The organism is Micromonospora sp. NPDC047756, from assembly GCF_055587245.1.
Genome location: NZ_JBVJGQ010000002.1, coordinates 725,280 through 746,826, shown reverse-complemented (window position 1 = coordinate 746,826; position 21,547 = coordinate 725,280). Strand labels below are relative to the sequence as shown.

The 21,547-nt window shown below is 70.4% G+C and carries 21 protein-coding genes; 13 read left to right on the top strand and 8 right to left on the bottom strand.

All coding sequences use genetic code 11. The features are described 5' to 3' along the window. Nucleotides 1-3: 3 nt before the first annotated feature. The gene (locus ACZ6NZ_RS08415) at nt 4-948 is read right to left on the bottom strand and encodes a TAXI family TRAP transporter solute-binding subunit (protein ID WP_465857028.1); all 945 of its coding nucleotides are present in this window, start codon (nt 946-948) and stop codon (nt 4-6) included. Nucleotides 949-1,292: 344 nt separating this feature from the next. Between ACZ6NZ_RS08415 and ACZ6NZ_RS08410 the strand changes: the two genes are divergently transcribed. Genes ACZ6NZ_RS08410 through ACZ6NZ_RS08395 form a run of 4 tightly spaced genes read left to right on the top strand, consistent with a single transcriptional unit; the run spans nt 1,293 to nt 3,405 of the window. Continuing rightward, the gene (locus tag ACZ6NZ_RS08410; protein WP_465857026.1) at nt 1,293-1,736 is read left to right on the top strand and encodes a YbaB/EbfC family DNA-binding protein; all 444 of its coding nucleotides are present in this window, start codon (nt 1,293-1,295) and stop codon (nt 1,734-1,736) included. Further along, the gene (locus ACZ6NZ_RS08405; RefSeq protein ID WP_465857024.1) at nt 1,723-2,043 is read left to right on the top strand and encodes a type VII secretion target; all 321 of its coding nucleotides are present in this window, start codon (nt 1,723-1,725) and stop codon (nt 2,041-2,043) included. Before ACZ6NZ_RS08410 ends, ACZ6NZ_RS08405 begins: the two co-directional genes overlap by 14 nt. Further along, a complete protein-coding gene (locus ACZ6NZ_RS08400; RefSeq protein WP_465857022.1) occupies nt 2,040-3,200 on the top strand; it encodes a WXG100 family type VII secretion target in 1,161 nt (386 codons plus the stop codon). Before ACZ6NZ_RS08405 ends, ACZ6NZ_RS08400 begins: the two co-directional genes overlap by 4 nt. 1 nt (nt 3,201) lies before the next feature. Beyond that, a complete protein-coding gene (locus ACZ6NZ_RS08395; protein WP_465857020.1) occupies nt 3,202-3,405 on the top strand; it encodes a DUF4926 domain-containing protein in 204 nt (67 codons plus the stop codon). A 573-nt stretch (nt 3,406-3,978) separates the two neighbouring features. Here the strand turns inward: ACZ6NZ_RS08395 and ACZ6NZ_RS08390 are convergent. Both ACZ6NZ_RS08390 and ACZ6NZ_RS08385 read right to left on the bottom strand, forming a co-directional pair. Next, on the bottom strand, nt 3,979-5,562 hold the full coding sequence (locus tag ACZ6NZ_RS08390) for a DEAD/DEAH box helicase (RefSeq protein WP_465857018.1): 1,584 nt from the start codon (nt 5,560-5,562) through the stop codon (nt 3,979-3,981). 85 nt (nt 5,563-5,647) lie between these two features. After that, nucleotides 5,648-6,529 (bottom strand): 8-oxoguanine DNA glycosylase OGG fold protein, encoded by an 882-nt coding sequence (locus ACZ6NZ_RS08385; protein ID WP_465857016.1) that lies wholly within the window; start codon nt 6,527-6,529, stop codon nt 5,648-5,650. 486 nt (nt 6,530-7,015) lie between these two features. Here ACZ6NZ_RS08385 and ACZ6NZ_RS08380 point away from each other — a divergent pair, with 486 nt between their 5' ends. From ACZ6NZ_RS08380 to ACZ6NZ_RS08365, 4 genes are all read left to right on the top strand, one after another. Further along, entirely contained in the window at nt 7,016-7,210 is a 195-nt protein-coding gene (locus ACZ6NZ_RS08380; RefSeq protein ID WP_465857014.1) for a hypothetical protein, read from the top strand. Between the two features lie 517 nt (nt 7,211-7,727). Next, the gene (locus ACZ6NZ_RS08375; RefSeq protein WP_465857012.1) at nt 7,728-8,204 is read left to right on the top strand and encodes a hypothetical protein; all 477 of its coding nucleotides are present in this window, start codon (nt 7,728-7,730) and stop codon (nt 8,202-8,204) included. Between the two features lie 37 nt (nt 8,205-8,241). Further along, nucleotides 8,242-10,053 (top strand): glycoside hydrolase family 15 protein, encoded by a 1,812-nt coding sequence (locus ACZ6NZ_RS08370; protein WP_465857010.1) that lies wholly within the window; start codon nt 8,242-8,244, stop codon nt 10,051-10,053. 10 nt (nt 10,054-10,063) lie between these two features. Next, entirely contained in the window at nt 10,064-10,900 is an 837-nt protein-coding gene (locus ACZ6NZ_RS08365) for an aldo/keto reductase (protein ID WP_465857008.1), read from the top strand. Nucleotides 10,901-11,283: 383 nt separating this feature from the next. Here the strand turns inward: ACZ6NZ_RS08365 and ACZ6NZ_RS08360 are convergent, their stop codons facing one another. Further along, complete coding sequence (locus ACZ6NZ_RS08360; RefSeq protein ID WP_465857006.1) at nt 11,284-12,210, bottom strand: AraC family transcriptional regulator; 927 nt, start codon at nt 12,208-12,210, stop codon at nt 11,284-11,286. 103 nt (nt 12,211-12,313) lie between these two features. Between ACZ6NZ_RS08360 and ACZ6NZ_RS08355 the strand changes: the two genes are divergently transcribed. From ACZ6NZ_RS08355 to ACZ6NZ_RS08335, 5 genes are all read left to right on the top strand, one after another. Then, nucleotides 12,314-13,144, top strand: a complete 831-nt coding sequence (locus tag ACZ6NZ_RS08355) for an NAD(P)H-binding protein (protein ID WP_465857004.1) — start codon at nt 12,314-12,316, stop codon at nt 13,142-13,144. Nucleotides 13,145-13,224: 80 nt separating this feature from the next. Next, a complete protein-coding gene (locus ACZ6NZ_RS08350) occupies nt 13,225-14,265 on the top strand; it encodes an SEC-C metal-binding domain-containing protein (RefSeq protein ID WP_465857002.1) in 1,041 nt (346 codons plus the stop codon). A gap of 88 nt (nt 14,266-14,353) precedes the next feature. Beyond that, nucleotides 14,354-15,100, top strand: a complete 747-nt coding sequence (locus ACZ6NZ_RS08345) for a metallophosphoesterase (protein WP_465857000.1) — start codon at nt 14,354-14,356, stop codon at nt 15,098-15,100. Nucleotides 15,101-15,102: 2 nt separating this feature from the next. Then, entirely contained in the window at nt 15,103-15,738 is a 636-nt protein-coding gene (locus tag ACZ6NZ_RS08340; protein ID WP_366606217.1) for a LysE family translocator, read from the top strand. A gap of 111 nt (nt 15,739-15,849) precedes the next feature. Continuing rightward, nucleotides 15,850-16,344, top strand: a complete 495-nt coding sequence (locus ACZ6NZ_RS08335; protein ID WP_465856998.1) for a DUF2231 domain-containing protein — start codon at nt 15,850-15,852, stop codon at nt 16,342-16,344. A 48-nt stretch (nt 16,345-16,392) separates the two neighbouring features. On the opposite strand, the gene ACZ6NZ_RS08330 is transcribed toward ACZ6NZ_RS08335, so the two are convergent. From ACZ6NZ_RS08330 to ACZ6NZ_RS08315, 4 genes are all read right to left on the bottom strand, one after another. Further along, nucleotides 16,393-19,728, bottom strand: a complete 3,336-nt coding sequence (locus ACZ6NZ_RS08330) for a S8 family serine peptidase (RefSeq protein WP_465856996.1) — start codon at nt 19,726-19,728, stop codon at nt 16,393-16,395. 102 nt (nt 19,729-19,830) lie between these two features. After that, on the bottom strand, nt 19,831-20,823 hold the full coding sequence (locus ACZ6NZ_RS08325) for an LLM class flavin-dependent oxidoreductase (protein WP_465856994.1): 993 nt from the start codon (nt 20,821-20,823) through the stop codon (nt 19,831-19,833). Continuing rightward, nucleotides 20,820-21,146, bottom strand: coding sequence for a TIGR04076 family protein (locus tag ACZ6NZ_RS08320; protein WP_465856992.1), 327 nt, complete (start codon nt 21,144-21,146; stop codon nt 20,820-20,822). Before ACZ6NZ_RS08320 ends, ACZ6NZ_RS08325 begins: the two co-directional genes overlap by 4 nt. Continuing rightward, nucleotides 21,143-21,514, bottom strand: coding sequence for a nuclear transport factor 2 family protein (locus ACZ6NZ_RS08315; RefSeq protein ID WP_465856990.1), 372 nt, complete (start codon nt 21,512-21,514; stop codon nt 21,143-21,145). The genes ACZ6NZ_RS08320 and ACZ6NZ_RS08315 overlap by 4 nt, the downstream gene beginning before the upstream one ends. Nucleotides 21,515-21,547 lie beyond the last annotated feature (33 nt).

The following is a 21,547-nucleotide window of genomic DNA, read 5'->3' as shown; positions in this document are numbered from 1 at the left end:
GCCTCAGCGCTTGCGGTCGCGGAACCAGGCGGCCGCGCCCGGATGGAGCGGGACCGACGCGGTGGAGATCCCGGTACGCACGTTGATCTGCCACGCCTCCGGAAGGGCCTCGGCATCGTCGCGGTCGCCGGAGGTGATCGCCCCGGTATGCGTGAAGATCGTGTCGGTGATGGCGTAGACCAGCTCGTGAGGCAGGTCGTCGCGCGCCAGCAGCACATTCGGTACGGCGACCGTGCGGGTCGCCGGGACGCCGGCGTAGGCAGCCGCGTGGATCATGGCCGGGGCATACGGACCCGGGTACGCCGTGAAGAGCCCGTCCGCCTGCGCGTCCAACGGAATCAACCGGATCGGGTGCCGCTGCGCCAACTCGGTGATGGCCGGTGTGGGGACACCGGTGAGCGAGAACATCGCGTCGATCGTGCCGTCGCGAAGTGCCGCCGCCGACTCGGCCTGGCTGAGGTTGCGGTCGTCGGCGCTGAGCGGGCCGAGCTGCAGGACCCGCCGCGACGTGAACTCCGTACCGGAGTCGTGGGCACCGAGGGACACGCGTTTGCCGGCAAGGTCCGGAAACTCGTCGATCGCCGAGCCGGCCATGACCACGAGATGCAGGTGACTGTCGTAGAGCCGGCAGATCGCCGACAGCCCACCGGGCGCGCTGCCGTCGCTGGTGATCAGGGCGTCCAGACTGGTCAACCCCAGTTGCACCTCACCGGCCCGCAACATCCGGATGTTGTCGGTGGACGCCCCGCTCGGCACCGTGGTCACCGTCGCGCCCGGCACCTGCTCGGAGATGTGCTCGGCCAGCGCCCCACCGATCCGCCGGTAGACCGCCCCCGCCGGCCCGGTGGCCAGGCGCAGCTGGACCTCGCCCGCCTCAGGCCGCCCCGAACATCCGACGAGCAGCCCTCCCCCGGCCAGCAACACCGCCCGCCGAGAAAACCCCACCATCCCAAAAGGATACGGACCCCCAGCCCCGCCCCCGCCCCACTCCGCCCCTCACCCCGCCCCTCACCCCGCCCCTCACCCCGTCGATCTTGCAGTTTCGGTCGTCGAGATGCGGGTCTCTGCGTCATTTGTCGCAACAGAAACTGCAAGATCGCGGCCTGACTGCGTCGATCATGGACTTGTGGTGCCTGATTTAGCGCCTTTACGGGCGCTTTGTTGCCCACCACAAGTCCATGATCGACGGGGCGGGCGGGGGTTCACGGAGCGCGGGCTTCGCTTGGCGCTGCGTTTTTGGCGTTCAATCTGGGGGCATGCACGCTGCGCCACTGGTTGGTAGCGTGCCGGTGATGTCGCCGGTGGTTGCCGGCGGTGGTCCCCTGGGGAGGGTCGACGTGTGGGCGGACGACGCTGCGCTCGACGCGGCGGAGCGCCGGCTCGACGAGTGGGAGACGTCGCTCGCCGAACGGGCGGCACGGGCCAAGACGATGTCGGCGACGGTGCAGGGCCTGACCGGCACCGCCCACAACACCGACCGGACTGTCGACGTCACAGTCGACTCAACCGGCCTGCTGCTCGACCTACGGCTCGACGAACGCGTCCGGCAACAACCCGCCGCGCACACCGCTCGGCAGATCCTGGAGACCACCGCTGCCGCGCGCGCCGACCTGCTTCGACAGGTCAGCACCGCAGCCAGGGAGTCATTTGGCGACGACGCGAGCGCCCAGGCCATCATCGACTCGTACCGCAGCAGACTCTCCCCCGACCAGGGATCGAACGATGTCCGCAGCTGACGGCATCCAGGTCGACCCGGACGACCTGACCGCCCACGCGGCCCGCCTCGACCGCTGCGCCAGCAGCCTCGACACCGCCCAGCAGGCAGGCCAGCACGTCCGATTGGGCACCGACGCGTACGGGCAGCTCTGCGCGATGATGCCGGTACTGCTCGACGGCCTCCAGCGCACCCTGGTCGACAGCATCGGTGTCGCCGCCGCATCGGTACGGGACACCGCCGGCAAGCTGCGCGTCGGAGCCGACCGCTACCGACACTCCGACGCCCGCGCCAAGCAGCTACTCGACGGGGTGCGGCGACACAGGTGACGTCGAACCCGCTCGTCGCCGCCGCTGCGGACACCCCACCCAGCGCCTGGGCGGGCGTGTGGATCTGTGAGGACATCGAACTCATCGCCCAGGGCGTCCGCACCGGCAGTTGGGTCGACGGCAGCCTCGGCGTCGTGAGCGCCGGCCTGGACGCCCTCGCCCTCGTCTCCGACCCGGTCGGCGCCCTGCTCCAGTACGGCATCGCCTGGCTCATCGAACACGTCAAGCCACTCAGCGAGGCGCTGGACTGGCTCGCCGGCGACCCGGCGCAGATCACCGCACACGCGCAGACCTGGCGCAACGTCGCCGGGTCACTCCGCGACGACGCCGCCGAACTGGCACGCGCCGTGCGCACCGACGTCGCCGGTTGGGGCGGCAGCGCCGGCCCCGCCTACCGGACCTGGACCGCCGAACAGCAACAGGCCATCACCGGCCTCGCCCAGGGCGCCGACACCATGGCCGCAATCACCGAAGGGGCCGCCGGCCTGGTGGCCGCCGTCCGACTCCTGGTCCGCGACGCCATCGCCGCCTGCGTGTCCCGCATCATCGTGTACGCGGGCGAACTCCTCATCACCGGCGGACTGGCCGCGCCGCTGGTCGTGGAGCAGGTCACGACCTTGGTGGCGTCGTGGGGTGCGCGGATCGCGCGGTTGTTGCGCGGGTTGCTGGCCAGCCTGCGGCGGTTGATTCCGGAGATGCGTCGGCTCGGCGACCTCATCGAGAAACTCAAGCAGGCACTGGGGCGACTCAGGAGGCAGTCACCCGATCCGCACAGACCCGACGGTCCAGAGCCGACGAAAATTCCGGGTGATCTCACCGGACCGGACTTCACCACGGCCGAGATCGACTCGCGGAAGATCGCCAGCTACGTCTTGAGCCCGGACCACCCTGTCGGAGGGCACAAGTATCGCGTCATCAACTCGGCTACCGGGCTCGGCACGGATGACGTCGACGCGGTCTTGCAACAGATCCGCGAAGGCGTACTCGCCGGCAAGCCTCTGCTCGGCAAGGCCGACGAATTCGGTCAGCGGTGGAACGTGGACCTACCTCTCACCGGACCGGATGGCACGATCATCGTGCGTACAGCCTGGATATTGAAGAATGAGGCATCTGCACCTCGGATGGTGACCATCTCGTTCCCCCCAAAGGGAGGATGACATGCTAGAGCTGTACGACGTGGTTGAGCTCCGAGAGGCCATACCCGGAGAAGACCTGCCCGCCGGGGCAGTAGGAGCTATCGTCGATGTCTTCGACGGCCCCCCGCCGGTGTACGAAGTCGAGTTCACCGACACCGATGGCCGCACCGTCGCCATGGTCACGCTCCGGGCCGACCAGGTGTCGCGGCGCGATGGCCACCTTTGATAGGTGGCGTCGCCGATCATGTCGGCGTCCGCGCCCGGCCAGACGAAGCCGCCGACAGCACCGCGGGGCATCCCGGCGAGTCGTTCGATCAGCAGAGCCGCGGCGGCAATGGCCCGCCGGGGCAGGTGGACCTTGATCGGGCGTCGCCGACCGAGGTGCGCCGCTGCGATTTCCATCATCTGGTCGATGGTCAGCACGTCGTCGGAGCCGACGTCGTAGGGCCGCCCGTATGAGCGCGAGTCGTCGATCAACTCGACCAGGGCATCCGCGAGGTCGTCGACCGACACGGTCCGGAATCGCTGAGTTCGGCTGGCCAGCAGCACCGTGATAGCGCTGCGGGCGCCCCGTCGACCATGCCGGAACCGTCGCCGCCGCACGGAGGTGGGGACGGCCCGTGCAGTCCGATGTGCGGGACCAAACGGCGGGTGCGTACTGAACACCCGTGCCGAGCCAATCCATCCAGTCCGGTGGCGATTACTTCACGAGGAAAGTCGACCCGCTGGCCCTTCTCTGCTACCCCGTCACGGATCAGGAAGGCCACATGCCGTGGGCTTGACCTCCGCCACGGAAGCATCAGTTCATCAACCTGCCCTCGCCGTACCACCGCAAGAGGTCCGCGAGCGTCGTGCGGGCCGGGAAGTCCTTCAAGTCCTGGGCAACAACGGTGAGCTGCTCGCGAAAGTCCTCGTGTGCGCCCATCCTCGGATCCTCCGAGGTACCCCTGGCGTAGAGGACGAAGAAGGTTGCCGGACGGCGGTCGGCCTTGGGTCGGATCACCCGGCCCATGCGCTGGATCATCTGGCGTCTACTTCGACTGCCGGCCATGATCACGCCAACCTCTGCCTGCGGGACATCGATCCCCTCGTCCAGGACCCACGGCGCGGTCAGGACCTTCACCTGCCCGTGCTTGAATGCCGCGAGCCGCCGCTTGCGTTCCGTCTGATGCAGGGCGCTCGTGAAATCCAGGGCAGCGACACCGTTGTGGCGGAGCACTGCCGCCGCCTTTTCGGCGCTGGCCCTGGTCTCGCCGAACACCAGCCCTTGGTCAGCCACCGCCAGAACCGGTGCCAGGGACGCGAGAGTCTCCTGCTTGTGGTGGCAGTCCGCGAGCAGCTGACGCCGCTTGCTGAAAGCATGCAGGTATCGGCGCGCGTCCGCCGTAGCATTGCGGTTCCCGTTGCCCCCTTGGCTCAGCTCATTGACGTGGGCCATGAACTCACCGAACGGTTCGTCCGGACAGCCATGATCGAGGATCAGCCGACCACGGAGAGTCCTGGCACGCTCGTCGTAGAGGTCGTACTGCTCACGCTCATCCGCAGTAAAATCGGTGCCGAGAAAGCCCACGCGAAAGGGCGCAAGGATCCCGTCGGCCAGGCCACGCTGATAGCTGCAGCCCATCACCACGCCGCCGAAGTAGGGCTCAAGGTGTTCCTCCAGACCATCGTCCTCGCGCGCGTACGTCGCCGTCAGCCCCAACCGGGCACCGAACTCGGGCTCCAGTGCCCAGGCGAACGTCTTCGCCCCGTACCGGTGCACCTCGTCGGCGATGAGCAGTCCAGCCGATCCCGGGCGCAGCATCTGGTACCTGGCTGCCGAGTGGACGGTGGCCACCAAAACCTGGTGGTCGTCGAATGAGTCCCCGTGGCCGTCCCCGAGTCGTCCGACGCGAGTAATCCGAAGATCACGGCTCAACACCTCATGCCATTGATCGAGCAGTTCCCTGCCGGGCACGAGCACCAACACCTTCTCGCCGGCCTGCACCGCCGCTGCCGCTGCGAGAACCCCCACCGTCGTCTTGCCTGTCCCGGTGACGGCCTCCACAACTCCACATCGGCCCCCGGTTTGCCACTGGGCGAACGCCTCGGCCTGCCATGCACGAGGGGCCTTGCCGATGTAGCAGCGCGGCAATAGTGCCGCCGGCGTGAGCGGACCGTTCAGGTGGACGAGTTGCGCTTGATCGGTGAGGCGCCAGATCCGAGGCGCACCACCATCATGCGCAAAGGTGTCTGGGCTGGCGTACAGCATTCGGTTGACGTCTGTCGTGGTGAGGTCGACAAGGCCCACGCGCTGCAGCCCTGTCAGCAGTTGCCGCTTGTGCTGGCCAGGCCGCTCCACCAATAGCTGCCACAACGCCAACCACATTCGCTCCCGCTGCACCCGTTGCCCTTTCCTCGTTGGTTCGACACTCCCGCAGTCGCCGGGTCGTCGACTGCCAGAGGTGCTTCATCTACTCCCGGCTTGGTCAGGTCGACGAACTGCGGTGTGTGACGCTGCGGGCCAGCACGATGCGGCGCAACTGGCGTACGCCGAGTTCGAAATCCTCGATGTCGCCTGGCCCGACACGGTCGCCCAGTTCGGCATAGGCAGCCAGGGCTTCATCGAGCGCATCCAGGACGGCGCTCTCAGCACAGGCAGCGTCGGCGCTATCGGCTGCGCTCAGCAATGGAGACCCCCACGGAGTACCCGGCTGCTGCGAGGCGGAGTCCGTGAAGACCAACTGCTCGACCTGTTCCGGCGTGATTCGCAACTCGTCGGCCCATCCGCTCAGCAACGCCAGGTACCGGCGGTAGTGCGCTACCTGCCAGTTCAAACTCACCGAGAAGGCCGCATTCCGCCACAGCCAGCGCTGCACCAGACTGTCGAGCACCAACGCGGGTGCCTGGGCCCCGCCGCAGAAGAAGAGGTACTTGGTCGCGAAGGCGACGCCGAGGTAGCGCAGGCGGTTATCCGTTAACCAGGCAAAGGCTTCAGCCCCGCCGTCGCGGCGGACTCGTATTGCCGCCTCCCGGAGCAGGGTTGGCGCATTCGGATTGACCCGCAGTACGCGCGCCGTCCGAAACGCACCGTATCCGATCGACCCATAACCCCACACCATGGCGCTGACGAAGGCTTGGACCGCCTCGGCCTCGCCGTCACCGGCATGGCACCCTCGCTGCGCCACAACGTCACGGTCAATCCTGTCCGGAAGCTCGGCAAGAAGGTCGTAATGGTCCGGCAACGTCGCTTGCCACGTGGATCGGTTCCACTTCATGGCACGCTGCGCTGGACGTCCAGCGGCGTTCCAACTCGCGAACAGATCCCGGAGGCGATCCGGGAGGGCAGGAACAGGCTTGTCGGCCGTCATGTCAAGCTCCAGTGGTCCGGCCGGAGGTTGTCCGCCCGACGATCGATGCAAACTCCGTGCTCCACGTCAGCAGGCGGCGGTCATGAAGGCAGAAACGGAGTGGGCGCACGGATTCCGACCACTCAGCTAAAGCAATCCACTGTGGGCGGAGCAGCCCACGATAGGCGGAAGTCGAAGGGATTCCCCAAGAACGTCCTGTCGGCTTTGCGACACCTGCTCAACGGGTCTCGCCACGATGAGCCGCCTCGCAAGAAGCCCTCCTCCGAACAGACTGGACACGCCCGCGGCGTAGAGAGCAACCTCTATCGCTACCTTGCGGACGGCCAGGTCGCCGCGTACCTCCGGGCGGCACCGCTTATCCGCCGCCGATGGTCGCGGTCCCGGCCGCGCAACGGCGTGGTGTCGTTCGGCCGGGACGGCACGGTCCTGACCATCCGCGTCACGGACCGGCGCCGCTGAGACGTCGAGGGGTTTTGCTGCGGCTCAATGCGCCGCTCTGGCCGCCGGCACGAAGGCTGTCCACCGCCCCGCCTGACGTTCGCCCACGTCAAAGGGGCACAGCGGCCACGCCTCAACGAGGCGGCCGACGGCCTGTCGCACGTGGCTCGCCGTCGGCGGGAGGAGTCCTTCGACCTGCGTCCTCGGGCGCACGCCCCGGTCGACGCGTTCCTGCGCGACTGAAACGCGAACACCACGCTCTGAGCTCTCCCCGTGGTGCCCCGAGCGTCCGGTGCTGAGCCTCTGATTCGTCTGCGACATCAGCTCTACAGCGTCCAACCACCATCACCGACTCCCGACTCCCGACTCTGCCGCTCGCCCCAGCCGGGCCGGCAGTGGCCTCCCCACTGCCACCGCTCAGCCCGGGCGGATCGACGAGCCGTCGGTCCGCGGACACACGCCTGGAGACGACCATGACCCAGCCCGCACAGACCACCGCCCCGCTGATCGAGATGATCTTCGAACGACTGGCCACCACTGACGACGCACCGACACCGCAGCGCTGCCTGGCGGCGGCCGACCTGCTGCCAACTCGGCAAGGGGCGTATGGGCGAGCACGTCGGCGCGACAGCTCCCGTGGCTTATGGTAATAAACCGGACACCCGCCACCGGGTGTCCGGTCCGGGCCGTGGGATTCACGCTGTTCAGCCGGAGGGGTGACCGATGACCGCGAACGCCCGCGACGTCAACGACTGCTGAGATGGACTGGGCCGGATGGGCGTTGTTCGGGTTGGTCGCCACCGCGGCGCTCACCGCTGCGATGATCACCGCTCAACTGGCCGGTCTCACCCGGCTCGATATTCCCCTGGTGCTCGGGGCCTTCGTCACCGAGGACCCCGATCGGGCCCGGGTCGTCGGGTTCTTCCTCCACCTCTGCACCGGTCAGGGTTTCGCCCTGGGTTACGCGGCCACGTTCGCGCTGTTGCACCGGGCGGACTGGTGGATCGGGGCGCTGCTCGGGATTGTGCACGTCGGGATCGCGCTGACGGTGATCTTGCCGCTGCTTCCTGGTGTCCATCCGCGCATGGCCTCGCAACGGGCGGGACCGGCCAGCACGGCGGTGTTGGAGCCGCCCGGGCTGTTCGCACTCAACTACGGCATCCAGACCCCGCTGGTCACGGCTGTCGTCCACGTCGTCTACGGGGTTTGTCTCGGGCTGCTCCTGCAACCCAGGTGACCGGCGCGTCCCGGCCCGACACGGGCTGCTTACCGGCGTGGCGCGTCGAGGAGCGATCTTCATGACCGGTGTGCCACCGATCAGCGACTACGGTCTGCTGGGCGACACGCGCGCCGCTGCCCTGGTCGCGAGTGACGGCGCGATGGACTGGTTCTGCGTTCCACGCTTCGACGGCGATCCCCTGTTCGGCCGACTGGTCGGGGGGCCGGACGCCGGAACGTACCGGGTGGGACCGGCCGGGCCGGCCACCGTCGTTGAACGCCGGTACCGGCAGCACACCGCCACCCTGGAGACCACCTGGGCGGCAGACGGTGGGCGGCTCCGCCTCACGGAGGCGATGGTGGCCGAGGTCAGCCGTCGCCTGCTGCCCACGACACTGATCGTGCGACGGCTGTCGGCCGAGCAGGCAGCGGTCGAGGCGGTGGTGGAGTTCGATCCCCGCCTTGGCGCGCGGCACCACCGGCCCCGGGCACAGCACCGGCGCCAGGGGCTCGTCTGCGAGTGGGGGGCGTTGGCGGTCGCGCTGAACAGCACGCCCATGTTCAGAATCGAACCGGGTCGGCCCACCTCGATGACGGTCAGGCCGGGAACCCCGGTCACCCTCGTGCTGGCCGTGGCCCACCGTGAACCGGTGATCCACGTCGACCCGACAGCCGCCTGGGAACTACTCGTCGAGGACGAGGCCCGTTGGCGAGCCTGGACCGCGGAGATCGACGAGCGGTTGCCGTTCCGGGACCACGTCGTACGCAGTCTGCTCACCTTGCGCCTGCTGACCTACTCACCCTCGGGAGCGCCGGTGGCCGCACCGACCACGTCACTGCCCGAGGATCCCGGCGGTGTACGGAACTGGGACTACCGCTATGTCTGGCCGCGTGACGCGAGCATCGGGGTCAGCGCCTTCCTCAGCGTCGGCAAAACCGACGAGGCGCGCGGTTTCCTCGCCTGGCTGTTGCACGCCACCCGGTTGCAGCGGCCACGCCTGCCGGCGCTGCTCACCCTGCACGGCCGGCGCGTTCCCGCGGAACGTGAACTGGCCGGTTGGCCCGGCTATCACAACAGCGTTCCGGTACGGATGGGCAACGGCGCCGCCGGCCAACACCAACTCGACGGCTACGGGTGGGTGATCGACGCCGCCTGGGTGTTCGCTCAGGCCGGGCACCGCCTCCCCGCCGAGACCTGGCGGACGGTTCGCGGTTTCGCTGACGTGGTCGCCGGTCAATGGCGGGAGCCCGATGCGGGTATCTGGGAGGTACGGGCACCGGCCCAGCACGTCCATTCCAAGCTCATGGGTTGGCTCGCCCTGGACCGCGCCCTGGCCATCGCCGGCACGCACCCCCTGCCGCAGCGGCAACGTCGACGCTGGCAGGACGCCCGGGACGCCATCGCCGCCGACGTCCGCACGCGCGGCTTCGACCCGACGGCGGGCAGCTACGTCCGCAGGTACGACTCCCGGGATCTTGACGCGGCCCTGCTCGTCCTGCCGCTGCTCGACATGGACCGGACCGATTCACCCCGGGTACGCGGCACCATCGACGCCATCCGGAGCAGGCTCTCCGCCGGCGGGCCACTGCTCTACCGCTACCCACCCGGACGTGACGGCCTGCCCGGCACCGAGGGCGCGTTCCTGCCCTGCTCGTTCTGGCTCGTTCAGGCCCTCGCCCGCACCGGGCGTCGCCGTGAGGCCGTCGAGCTGTTCGAGGCCATGGTCGACCATGCCAGCCCGCTCGGCCTCTACCCGGAAGAGGTGGACCCGGCGACGGGCGCCCATCTCGGGAACTACCCTCAGACGCTGACCCACGCCGCGTTGATCCAGGCCGCGCTCGCCATCCGGGACGCCCCACGCGGGTAGGGTTCCGATCATGACAATTCCGCACCTGACGGCTGCTGACGGCACGACCCTGCCGGCGATCGGGCTCGGCACCTACAAGCTGAACGGCTCGGCGGGCGTCGACGCGATCGGTCAGGCGATCCGGACGGGCTACCGGTTGATCGACTCGGCGGTGAACTACGAGAACGAGGGCGCTGTCGGCCGGGCCGCCCGGTCGGCCGGTGACCTGCGGGACGAACTGGTCGTCACCTCGAAGCTGCCGGGTCGGCACCACCGCTACGACGAGGCGCTGACCACCATCGAGGAGAGTGTGTTCCGCACCGGCCTCGACCACGTCGACCTGTACCTGATCCACTGGCCGAACCCCAAGGAAGACCGGTACGTGCAGGCGTGGCGGGCGCTGATCGAGGCGCGTGAGCGTGGCCTGGTGCGGCACATCGGGCTCTCCAACTTCCTGCCCGAGCACATCGAGCGGTTGGTGGCCGAGACCGGGGTCGCCCCGGTGGTCAACCAGATCGAGGTGCACCCGTACTTCCCGCAGCAGGAGGCGCTCGACTACCACCGGGAGCACGGCATCCTGGTGCAGGGGTGGAGCCCGCTCGGCCACGGCAACGACCTCCAGCAGCACCCCGTCGTCGTGGAGATCGCGACCGCGCACGGCGTCAGCCCGGCGCAGACGATCCTCGCCTGGCACGTGGCCCGTCGGGTGATTCCGCTGCCCAAGGCCGCCTCCCCGCAGCGGCAGGCCGAGAACCTGGACGTCTTCGGTATCACGCTCACCGACGCGCAGGTCGAGGCCATCACCGCGCTGGGCCGCCCGGACGGGCGGCTCTCGGACCAGGACCCGGCGGTGTACGAGGAGTTCTGACCGAGCCGACATGCGAGCGCCGTGACGAGCGTGATGACTGTGCGGCATCAATATGCCTGTGAGTCATCACGCTCATCCGCAAATCCGCCGCCGACCGCGGTGCCGAGCCGCGTCACCCGGGCCGGCGGCGGCCCGGGTGACGCGGTGTCGCCCAGACGAGCCCGCCGAGAGCCGGGTCGCTGATGCTCTCCTTACCGTTCTCGACATGACCCGCGCAGCGGTACGCGTACGGCGATCCACTGTGCCCATAACTCCGCCTTTGTGCGATCTGGTCGGGAAACTGGCGACCGGACGCTACCGACGACGGGTTGACGGCAGATGACCGTAGTTCGATGGTTTTGCGTCCACTCGTCGACCGGCTCCGGGTCCTTGACGGGTGCCGCTCACGCCGCCGTGGCGTCGACCCGGGTGAGTCGTCGATGCCCGCTCGGGCTCAGCCCGTGCACGCGTTTGAAGGCCGCGCTGAAGCCGAACGCGTCCGCGTACCCGAGGCGACGCGCCACGGCGGCGACCGTCGCCGTCGATTCGGACAGCAGGTCCGCGGCCACCGCCATGCGCCAGTCGGTCAGGTAGGTGAGCGGCGGTTCGCCCACCAACGCGGTGAACCGTTTCGCCAGTGTGGACCGGGAGACCCCGGCCTGGGCGGCCAGGCTGGCCAGCGTCCACGGTCGGCCCGGCGCGTCGTGCATGGCGCGCAGCACCGGGCCGACAGTGTCGTCGCTGAGCGCGCGGTACCAGCCGGGCGTCTCGGCCTCCGGCTGGTCGAACCAGTCCCGCACCGTGCACACCAACAACCAGTCCAACAGGCGGTCCAGCACCACCTGCCGTCCGGGCCGACCCGCGTCGAGCTGGGCGTCCAGGTAGTCGCGCAGCGCTGCGCAGTCCTGGTCCTCCGGCACGACGAGCACCGGCGGCAGCGCGCCCAGCAACCGCTGTGGCACCCGACCCCGGACCTGGTACACCCCGACCAGCAGCACGAGACGGTCGGTGTGATCCGTGCCCACCGGGTCGAGGACCCCGGTCTGGCCGCGCCGGACGTCGCGCAGCTCCCCGGGCTCGAAGCTCGACCGGGGCTCGGCGGAGAAGACGAACGGCGCCGGCCCGCGCACGATGGCCGCCTCGCCGACCCGGACCGGGCGGGGCTTGTCGTTGTCCGGATGCGAGATCCAGCCCTCGCCCCGCATCGGAACACAGAGCGTCAGCGGGGCGCCGTCGGTGAACCGCAGCGCCCACGGCGGCGTCAGCACCGACCGGCCGAAGGCCGCGCCGTCGGCGTGCAGACCGCGCAGCAGATTGTCGAACGGGTCCATGCCACCGACGATAGATCGCGGAGGATGGACCGCGGACGATCGGACATGCCCGGCGTACGACAGGACATGTCCCGCCGACGACCGGGCGCGTTGACTCGTGGTCATGACGACGGACGTACCTTCGACACTCGTGATGGCCGGCACCGGCAAGACCGGCCGCCGCTTGGTTCAGACGTTGCGGGCGGCGGGTCACCACGTCCGAGCCGCCTCTCGCTCCGGTGAGGTGCGCTTCGACTGGTCGCGGCGGGACACCTGGCGGCCGGCTCTGGCAGGCGTCTCTGCTGTCTATCTGCTCGCTCCGGAGGACCCGGCGCTGGCCACCGACTTCGTGACGCAGGCAGTCGACTCCGGTGTCGGCCGGATCGTGGCGCTCTCCGGGCGCGGGATCGACCGGGTTGATGACTTCTCCCCCGGCATGCTCGCCGCGGAAGAGGCGGTGCGGAAGTCCGGCATCGAGTGGACGATCATCCGGCCCAACAACTTCAGTCAGAACTTCAGCGAGGACCTGTTTCGCCAACCGCTGCTCGACGGTCGGCTGGCCCTGCCGATGGGCGCTACGCCCGAGCCGTTCGTCGACGCCCAGGACGTCGCCGACGTGGCGGCGACGCTGTTGACCTCGCCCGGTCACCACGAACAGGTGTACGACCTGTCCGGCCCCCGTGCGCTCACCTTCGCTACGGCGGTGGCGACGATCGCGCGGGTGACCGGCCGCTCGATCCGCTACGTGGAGCTCACCCCGGATCAGTACCACGCCGAACTGCTCGCCGAGGGTTATCCGGCGGAGGCGGCCACGGCGCTGAACGCCCTGTTCGCCGGGATGCGGGCGGGCCACCTCGCCGAGCCGACCGACGGGGTACGTCGGGTTCTCGGACGGGACCCGCTCGACTTCGACACCTACGCCACGCGGGCCGCTGCGGCTGGCGCGTGGTCGTAGTCCGCCCGGCGGGCGGCATGAGAGCGGGGTAACAGGTGATCTGCCCGCGTACCACGAGCACCCCGACGTACCGTGAGATCGTGCCGACGAGAGAAACACTCACCAAGGCTGACCTCGCCGAACTTCGCCGCTCGGCGCTCGGGACGGCGAATCCGCTCGGTGTCGCGGCCGACCTCGCGGAGGCCGTCGAGCAGGGCCGGTTGGAGGACCCTGACGACGCCGGGGACGCGCTGACGCTGGCCGCCGAGATCGCGGAGATCCGGGCCAGGCCCGAGGCCGCGCTGCGGTACGCGGAGCAGGCCCTGGCGGCGTACCCGTCCGGCGATGATCCTCGTGCCGGGTTCGCCCGGGCGCTGCGGGCCCGCACGCTGTTCCGGGCCGGCGGTCACGACGACGAGGCGATAGCGGAATTGACCGTGTTGCGCCCGTTGCTGCTCACGCGGCCCGACGCCGCCGCCTACGTCAGCGCGGCGCTGGACGCTGGTGGTCGGTCGGCGATCGCCGAGACGTGGCTGAGCGAGGCAGTCGACTCCGTGCTGGGCGAGCGTGCGAGCGCCGGCGCGTCGGCGATCACCGCCACCGACCCGGTGATCGACCTCGGTCCGCCGGACGCGCCCGGTGTGACCTTCTTCCTGCTGCAACAACGGCATCGGGTACGCCGGAACCTCAACCTGCCGCACGACCGGCAGGACGACCTGGCGGACCGGCTGGAGACCCAGCTCGTCCGGCGGGCCGGGGAGCGCAGGGACGCCGAGTCGGATCTGCTCTTCTGGCCGCAAGCCGAGTTCGATCGCCTGCTCGCCGAGCATCCCGCCCTCAGCGAGGTGTACGGGCCGGACTGGGACGCGCACCGGGGCCGGCTGGAGACGGAGCTGGTTCGGCTGCGGGGTGCCGGTCAGGCCGGGCTGGGCGTGTTCGGCGCGACGGTGGCCGGGTTGACCGCGTTCGCCGGTCGACGTGACGGCGACCCGGCCGACGCGGGCGTCCGCGCGGGGTACGCGGCCGAGGTGTCGGCGCGGCCCAGCGCGCGGATCGCCTGGCCGCCGGAGCGCAACGACGCCTGTTGGTGCGGGTCGGGCCTGAAGTACAAGAAGGACTGCCTGCCGCGCTCGCGGAGCTGACCGCGGCGGTCATCGCGCTGCGCCGGTCGACCTGGCCCGGAGTAGCGTCCCTGACGGCTTTGACGTTGGTAGCCGTTAGGAGAGCCTCGTGCTGGTCATCGCGCACCTCAGTGACACCCACCTCGACAGCCATCCCCGGTCGGCCGAACGGACCGCCCGGGTCATGGACTACCTGCACGGCCTGCCACGACAGGTCGACGCGATCCTGATCACCGGGGACATCGCCGACCACGGCGAGGTGGCCGAGTACGAGACCGCCGCGAAGCTCTTCGAATCCCCGCTGCCGGTCATGGTCTGCCCCGGCAACCACGATGTACGCGACGCGTACCGCAAGGGTCTGCTCGGTGACGACGACGGCGGCACCGGCCCGATCAACGCCCGCCACGACGTGGCCGGGGCGGTCTTCCTCCTGGCCGACTCCTCCGTGCCCGGTGCCGACGACGGTCACCTGGACGAGGAGACGATGGCCTGGCTCGCCGACGAGTTGGGTTCGGTGCCGGCCGGGACACCCACGTTCATCGCCCTGCATCACCCGCCGGTGGTGCTGCACCACCCGGTCATCGACCCGATGCGGCTGCTGCCGGCCGACCCCCTGGCCGCACTCGTCGCCGCCCACCCGCAGGTCGTCGCCGTGCTGACCGGGCATTTCCACACCGCCGCCGCGAGCACCTTCGCGGGCCGTCCACTGCTGATCGCCCCGGGCGTGGTCTCCACGCTGCGGATGCCCTGGGAGGGCGACGGCCCGTTGACCACCCAGACCCAGCCGCCCGGCGTCGCGTTCCACGTCTACGACGACGCCGGCCTGCTCACGACCCACTACCGGGTGGTGGTCTGAGGATGCACGGGGTCGCGGTGCTCGGCTTCCTGGTCGCCGTCGCGCCGATCACCGCCACGCCGGGCGCGAGCCTGACCCTGGTCGTCTCGCGGGTCGCCACCGGCGGGCGGCGGCAGGGCTGGTGGGTCATCCTGGGTACGGTGACCGGGCTCTACGTGCACGCCACGCTGGCCGCTGTCGGCCTGGCCGCGCTGGTGCTCCGCTCGTCGCAGGCGTTCTGGGTGGTCAAGCTGGTCGGGGCCGGTTATCTGGTCGGGCTCGGGCTCTGGATGCTCTGGTCCGCGTCGCGGCGTCGCACGGAGGCGGGACGGCGACCGACGGGTTCCGCCCGGAGGTTGCCCTGGCGGGTGGACCACCCGTACCTGCAAGGGTTGCTCGGCAACGTGCTGAACCCCAAGGCCGCCGCCATCTACCTCACCTTGGCGCCGCAGTTCCTCGAACCGGGCCGGCCGGTGCTGCTGCCGATGGTGCTGCTCGCCACGGCGCACGCCGCGCTGCACACCTGTTGGCTCGCTGGCTGGACCGTCGTCTCCGGTGCCGCCGCCCGGTTGCTCCGCACCGCATCGGTGCGACGAAGGCTCGATCGGCTGACCGGCGTGATCCTGGTCGGCCTCGGCGTCCGCGCGGCGACGACCTGAGTCACGTCGCGACAGGTGATCGATCGGCGGGGATGACACGCCCGCTTGGTACCGCTAGCGTCCCGGTGTGGACGATCACCGTCCAGGCCGATGTGACCGGAGGAGACGCCGATGTTCGAGGAGTTCATGGGCATCCCCGCCCACCCGCTGGTGCTGCACGCCGCTGTCGTGTTCGTGCCGCTGCTGGCGCTCCTGACGATCGGCTACGCGCTCGTCCCGCTGATCCGGCCGCACACCCGGTGGGTGCTGGCGCTGCTCGCTGTGGGTGCGCCGATCGCGGCCCTGCTGGCGAAGCTCAGCGGCGACGCCTTCTTCGAACGCATGCGTGCCGCCAATCGGGTGACCCCGGAGTTCCTGCCGACGCTGGAGACGCACCAGGAGTTCGGCGACATCACGCTCTGGGCCGCGATCCTGTTGGGCATCGTGGCGCTGGCACTGGTCCGGTTCGTCGCGCCGAGAGCCGCCGAGGCGAGCGCCGACGGACGGCCCTCTCGACCGCTGACCATCGCGTTGCAGGTGCTGTCGGTGATCGCCGCCGGCATCGCCGTGTACTACGTGATCCGCACCGGCGACTCCGGCGCGAAGGCGGTCTGGGAAGGTCAGTGACGGTCTGGTGTCGGCCCGGCCGGAGCCGGGCCGACACCATGTTGACCGTCAGCCGGCGCGGTACGCCCGGATGATGGTCTGGTCGATTCCGCTACCGCCGTTGGCGGTGGCCTTGACCCGCAGCGAGACTGCCTGCCCGGTGGTGGCCTTCGGCAGCGCGACCTGGTAGGCGTCGCCGCTGCCGGTGACCCGGGCCGACGTCCAGGTGGCGCCGTCGTCGGTCGACGTCCAGACCTGGAACGAGGTCACCTTCTGCGTCTTCACACCGTGCGCCTGCCGGACGGCCAGCTCGGCCGTTCCGTCGACCGGGTGGTTGTCGTGGTCCATCGGCAGGGCGTAGTCGACAGCGAGCAGCGGCAGCGGCACGCTCCCGGTCCCGTCGGGGCCGGCGGACCGGAACGTCCACGAGGTGTTGACCTTGGTGGAGATCGGCAGGATCAGACTCGTGTCGACGTCGAGCGTCACCCGGTAGTCGGCCATCGACTGCGCAACGGTGAAGTCGCCGTACGGGCCGGACCGCTCGTCGACGAGCTTGCCGTTGCGGTACAGCGACAGCGTGCGCTTCACGCCGATCACCTCGCCCTGCAGGCAGTCGGCCCGCTGGTGCTGGTCGGTCAGCGTCACCATGTCCAGGTGCAGGTTGCCGCGGGTCCGCGACGGCGGGGTGGCACAACTCCAGTCGGCGCCGGCCGGGTCGTCGTACCAGTCGGAGTGCAGCGGCTGCCGCGCCCAGACCTTGGACTGCTGGCTGCCCGGCCGGTACTGGCGCGGCGCCTCCATGGCCCCCAGTCCGCCGTAGACACCCTGGTCGGCCCAGACGATCTCCGGTGACAGGTACGACGTCCGGCTCGGCGGCATGACGCCCTCGAAGGTCTGGGTCACCGGCACCCCGTCGGGAGTCTCGCCGAAGCGGACGAACGTGGTGTACATCTCCGGTGAGTCGGTCTGGTGGAACGTCTCGTCGATGCGGGCCAGCCGGGCCTGCTCCGCCCTGGTGACCCGGAACGACGGGTCGGCCGGCACGCCGCCGGCGTACTCGTGCACGATGTTGTAGCGGTACGGCTTCGCGGTGCCGGCCGGCGAATCCATGTTGACGGCCGCCCAGGTGCGCCGCGATCCGATGGTGGGCTTCGGGACCGCCACGCTGCGGACCGCCGTGGCCACCCCGAACCCGCTGATCTGGTGCCACCACGGCAGGCCGTTCACCGCGGTCTGGAAGGTGGTGACGTCGGTCCGGGTGGTCGTGGTGGCCGCCCCGTCGACGGTCGCCGTGACCGGCCGGGCCCGCGCCGGGTCGAGGGTCACGCTCCGCGGGCCCCGCACGTCCAGGTCACCGGCCGCGGTGAGGGTGCTCTCCTGCACGTCGCTGTCGACGTAGTAGGCGATCGACGCGCCAAGCACCGAGTACCGGCCCGCCGGCACCCGCAGGGTGAAGGTCTCCCCCGGCGTGCCACCGCCCCCGCCGTAGAACAACAGAGGGTCGGTGAGGTTGGCGACCATGACGTTGATCCAGCTGTCCGCGCCGTCCCGCAGACCGGGCATCGGCTTGGTGTGGATGGTCAGGTCGTAGCTGGGCGGCTCGACGTAGAAACTCACCGGCGTGGTCACGACCGGCTTGCGGCCGCTGCGGGCGGTGACGGTGGCCAGGTAGAGGCCCGGCCGGCTGCCCAGCGCCGCGCGGTTGATCCGCAGGGTCGCCGCCCCCGTCGCGCCCCGCTTGAGGGGCACCCGGCTCGTCGACAGCGACGCCGCGCCGCGCGGTACCGGCTGGCCGTCGTGGTTGACCACTGCCACGTCGAGGTCGAGTACGGTCGTCGACTCAGCGGTCCAGCTCAGCTTCGTCTCGCTGGTCCCCGACTGCGGGTACGCGAACGTGCCGAGGTTGACCACCGGCTGGTTGCTGGTCGGGCCGCCGAGGGCCCGGGCCGCGTTGAGCCGGCCGGCTCCGACGGCGTACGGGTCGATGCCGGTCAGCGGATCGGCCGCGCCGACCAGTGCGGCCTTGAGCTGCTGGCCGGTCCAGTCCGGGTGACGCTGGGCGAGCAACGCGGCGGCGCCCGCCGCGTGCGGGCTGGCCATCGAGGTGCCGCTGATCGCCTCGTAGTGCTCGTCGATCGGGTCCTGGAGGTTGGTGCCGGCGGCCCGGGCCGCGACGATGTCGACGCCCGGCGCGACCAGCTCCGGCTTGGCCACGTGGCTGTCGACCAGTGGTCCCCGGCTGGAGAAGTCGGCGAGCTTGTCGTCGCGGTCGACGGCCCCGACGGTCAACGCGCTGGACGCCGAGCCGGGCGAGGAGATCTGCGCGCCGCTGTTGCCGGCCGCGATGACGAACAGCGTGCCGGTGGACGCGCTCAGGGCGTCGACGGCGAGCGAGAGGGGGTCGCTGCCGTCGTCGGCGTCGCTGCCACCGAGGCTCATGTTGATGACGTCGGCGCGGGGGGCGGCCCACTCCATGGCCGCGATGATGCCGGAGTCCTCGCCGTAGCCACGGTCGTCGAGGACCTTGCCGATCAGCAGCTTGGCGTCGGGCGCGACACCGCGACGCTGACCGCGTGCGGCCGCGCCGGTGCCGGCGATGGTGGAGGCGACGTGCGTACCGTGGCCGTTGTGGTCCACGGCGTCACCGCCCTCGGCGGTGAAGTCGGCCCGGTCGGCGATCCGCCCGACCAGGTCCGGGTGGGTGAAGTCGGCGCCGGTGTCGAGCACCGCGACGGTGGTCCCCCTGCCGGTGTAGCCGGCCTTCCAGGCGTCCGGCGCGTCGATCTGGGTCAGGTTGCGGTCCAGGCCGGCGGGCTTCGCGCCGGCTGGCAGGGCGGTGGCGCGGACCTTGCGGTCGAGCCAGACCTTCTTCGCCCCGGCCAGCAGCGAGTTGGTCGCGAGCTTCGCGGTGGCCGGGCTCTTCTTGGGTACGCGGCCGGCGACCGCACCGATGCTGGGCAACGGCAGCACGTCACCGAGCGCGGCGACGCGGGCGGACGCGGTGGCGGGCTGCACGATGAGCGGCAGCTCGGCGGAGTTGTCGTCGTCGTACCCGTCGGCGATCAGCGTGGTGACGTCGAACAGGTCGGGGTCGAGGACCGAGCCGATCTGGGACGCGACGCGGGCGGGGACGACGTGCAGGTGACCGTCGGGGCCGCAGCTCTGGTTGATGACCGCGTTCTCGTCGACCGGCCGGATCGTGGCCTGCGGGCAGCCCGAGCCGTTGGTGCGAACGGTCACCACGTCGCCGGTCAGCAGGGTGACGGTGTGCGTCCTGCCGTCGGTCGAGGCGGCGGGTGCGCCCGGTCGGTCGATGCCGCCGGCTGTGGCCGAGCCGCCCGGTAGGGCGGTCAGCGTCGTGGCCGTGACGGCGACCGCCATCAGCCACCGCGTTCTTCTGAGCATGGTGCTCCTCGTCTAATGTGGACGAAAGTGCCTCATCGGGCGACTTTCTGCAAGATCATATGCAGGTCAACGATCTTCGGGGAGCCTTCGACGAGGAGGTTTTCACGCTCTTAACAGTGGGAGCACCCGCCGGCCGAGCAGGTCGATCCCGCCGTGCGGCGTCAACCCGTGCGGGGTGCCGAACTCCACCCGGCTCGCCCCGGCGTCGAGCACCGCCGCGGCCTGCGAGGCCACGTGCTCGGGTGTGCCGGAGAAGGCGAACAGGTCGAGCAGGTCGTCGCCGATCAGCGCCCCGGCGAGGTCGTCCTCCCGACGACCGACGTGCTGCTGGATCCGGGCCAGCAACTCCGGGTCCACCCCGATCGTCGGGTCGTGGGCGGCGACCACCGCCAGGTACATGGCCACCTCCCGGCGGGCCACCCGCCGGGCCACGACACCGTCCTCGTCGACCACCGTCACCGCCCCGAGCACCACACCCGTCCGGTCGCGGTCGGGTGCGGTCGCGTCGTCGAGCCAGCCCCGCATCAGCCGGGCCATCGCCGGGTTCGCCGACCCGCCGACCTTGACCTCGTCGGCGAAACCGGCCGCCGCCCGCGCGGTCTGCCGCCCCCACGTACCGACCAGGACCGGCACGTCGGCACGGGCCGGGGTGTACCGCAGCGACGTGCCCGGCGCGACGGTGAACTCGCTGCCCTGGAAACCGCTGTCGTCCCCGGCGAGCAGTAGCCGGACGACAGCGACCGTCTCGACGATGCGCCGGATGGGCCGGATCTGCGGCACGCCGATCTCGTCGAGCCAGGTGCCCCGGGCCAGCCCGAGGTAGGCCCGGCCGTGCGAGGCGAGATCCAGTGCGGCCACCTGACCGGCGACCTCCACCGGGTGCAGGGTGAACGGGTTGAGGCACGCCACGCCCAGGCGGATCCGGCTGGTGTGCCGGGCCGCCACCAGCAGCGGGAAGATCGGCGGTTGGTACATCAGATCACCGAAGACCGACAGCACGTCGAACCCGTGCCGCTCGGTCAACTCGGCCAACTCCGCGTACTCGTCGGCGGACTTGTCGGACTGCAGGCCGATGCCGACCAGCCCTTCGCTCACGTCAGCTCCCCGGTGGGAATCTGCCGGCGGCCGGTCCGCTCGATCCGCATGATCAGGCGCTCCTCCGGATCCGGGCAGGCGACGTGGCTGTCCTGGGCCAGCCAGTCCCCCTCGGCCAACTCCCGCTGCTTGGCGGGGATCAGGGGCAGGCACGCGGCCAGCGCGTACAGGCAGAAGTGCCCGCCGGCGGGGATGGTCAGCCGGTTCGACTCGGTCACGTCGAAGTGGTCGCCCGGCTTCAGGCCGCACACCGAGCGGCCCTCGATCCGCTCCACCACGACCCGCAGGTCGTACAGGTCGGTGGTGGGTTCCTCGGCGCTCATCGCACGGCCTCCGCGTGGTGGTGCACGATTCGCCAGGAGCCGGCCTCGCGGCGCAGGACGTCGGTCACCCGGAAACACTCGTCCGGCCGGGCGTCGCCGAAGCGGGCCCGCAGCACGTAACGCACCAGGCCGGTGTCGCCCCAGGCGTCGGCACGCAGGTGTTCCGGCGCGACCGAGATCGGCGCGGAACCCGTCGCCCGCCTCGCCCGCCGGTCCCGCAGGTCGTCCAGCGCGCCCAGGCCGGACAGCAGGCCGCCGGCGTCAGACTCCCAGAACGTCAGGTCGGGGTGCAGGTGCGCGTCGAAGGCCGGCCGGTCGCCGAGGGACCGGTACAGGTCGGTGATGGTGGTGGCGAGCTCATCGCTCATCGGCTGTCACTTCCGATCGGGTACGGCGGTGCG

Coding starts and splice junctions, on each gene's coding strand:
- ACZ6NZ_RS08415 (WP_465857028.1), bottom strand. CDS start 948: ATGGTGGGGTTTTCTCGGCGGGCGGTGTTGCTGGCCGGGGGAGGGCTG.
- ACZ6NZ_RS08410 (WP_465857026.1), top strand. CDS start 1,293: ATGTCGCCGGTGGTTGCCGGCGGTGGTCCCCTGGGGAGGGTCGACGTG.
- ACZ6NZ_RS08405 (WP_465857024.1), top strand. CDS start 1,723: ATGTCCGCAGCTGACGGCATCCAGGTCGACCCGGACGACCTGACCGCC.
- ACZ6NZ_RS08395 (WP_465857020.1), top strand. CDS start 3,202: ATGCTAGAGCTGTACGACGTGGTTGAGCTCCGAGAGGCCATACCCGGA.
- ACZ6NZ_RS08385 (WP_465857016.1), bottom strand. CDS start 6,529: ATGACGGCCGACAAGCCTGTTCCTGCCCTCCCGGATCGCCTCCGGGAT.
- ACZ6NZ_RS08380 (WP_465857014.1), top strand. CDS start 7,016: ATGCGCCGCTCTGGCCGCCGGCACGAAGGCTGTCCACCGCCCCGCCTG.
- ACZ6NZ_RS08375 (WP_465857012.1), top strand. CDS start 7,728: ATGGACTGGGCCGGATGGGCGTTGTTCGGGTTGGTCGCCACCGCGGCG.
- ACZ6NZ_RS08365 (WP_465857008.1), top strand. CDS start 10,064: ATGACAATTCCGCACCTGACGGCTGCTGACGGCACGACCCTGCCGGCG.
- ACZ6NZ_RS08360 (WP_465857006.1), bottom strand. CDS start 12,210: ATGGACCCGTTCGACAATCTGCTGCGCGGTCTGCACGCCGACGGCGCG.
- ACZ6NZ_RS08355 (WP_465857004.1), top strand. CDS start 12,314: ATGACGACGGACGTACCTTCGACACTCGTGATGGCCGGCACCGGCAAG.
- ACZ6NZ_RS08340 (WP_366606217.1), top strand. CDS start 15,103: ATGCACGGGGTCGCGGTGCTCGGCTTCCTGGTCGCCGTCGCGCCGATC.
- ACZ6NZ_RS08335 (WP_465856998.1), top strand. CDS start 15,850: ATGTTCGAGGAGTTCATGGGCATCCCCGCCCACCCGCTGGTGCTGCAC.
- ACZ6NZ_RS08330 (WP_465856996.1), bottom strand. CDS start 19,728: ATGCTCAGAAGAACGCGGTGGCTGATGGCGGTCGCCGTCACGGCCACG.
- ACZ6NZ_RS08320 (WP_465856992.1), bottom strand. CDS start 21,146: ATGAGCGCCGAGGAACCCACCACCGACCTGTACGACCTGCGGGTCGTG.
- ACZ6NZ_RS08315 (WP_465856990.1), bottom strand. CDS start 21,514: ATGAGCGATGAGCTCGCCACCACCATCACCGACCTGTACCGGTCCCTC.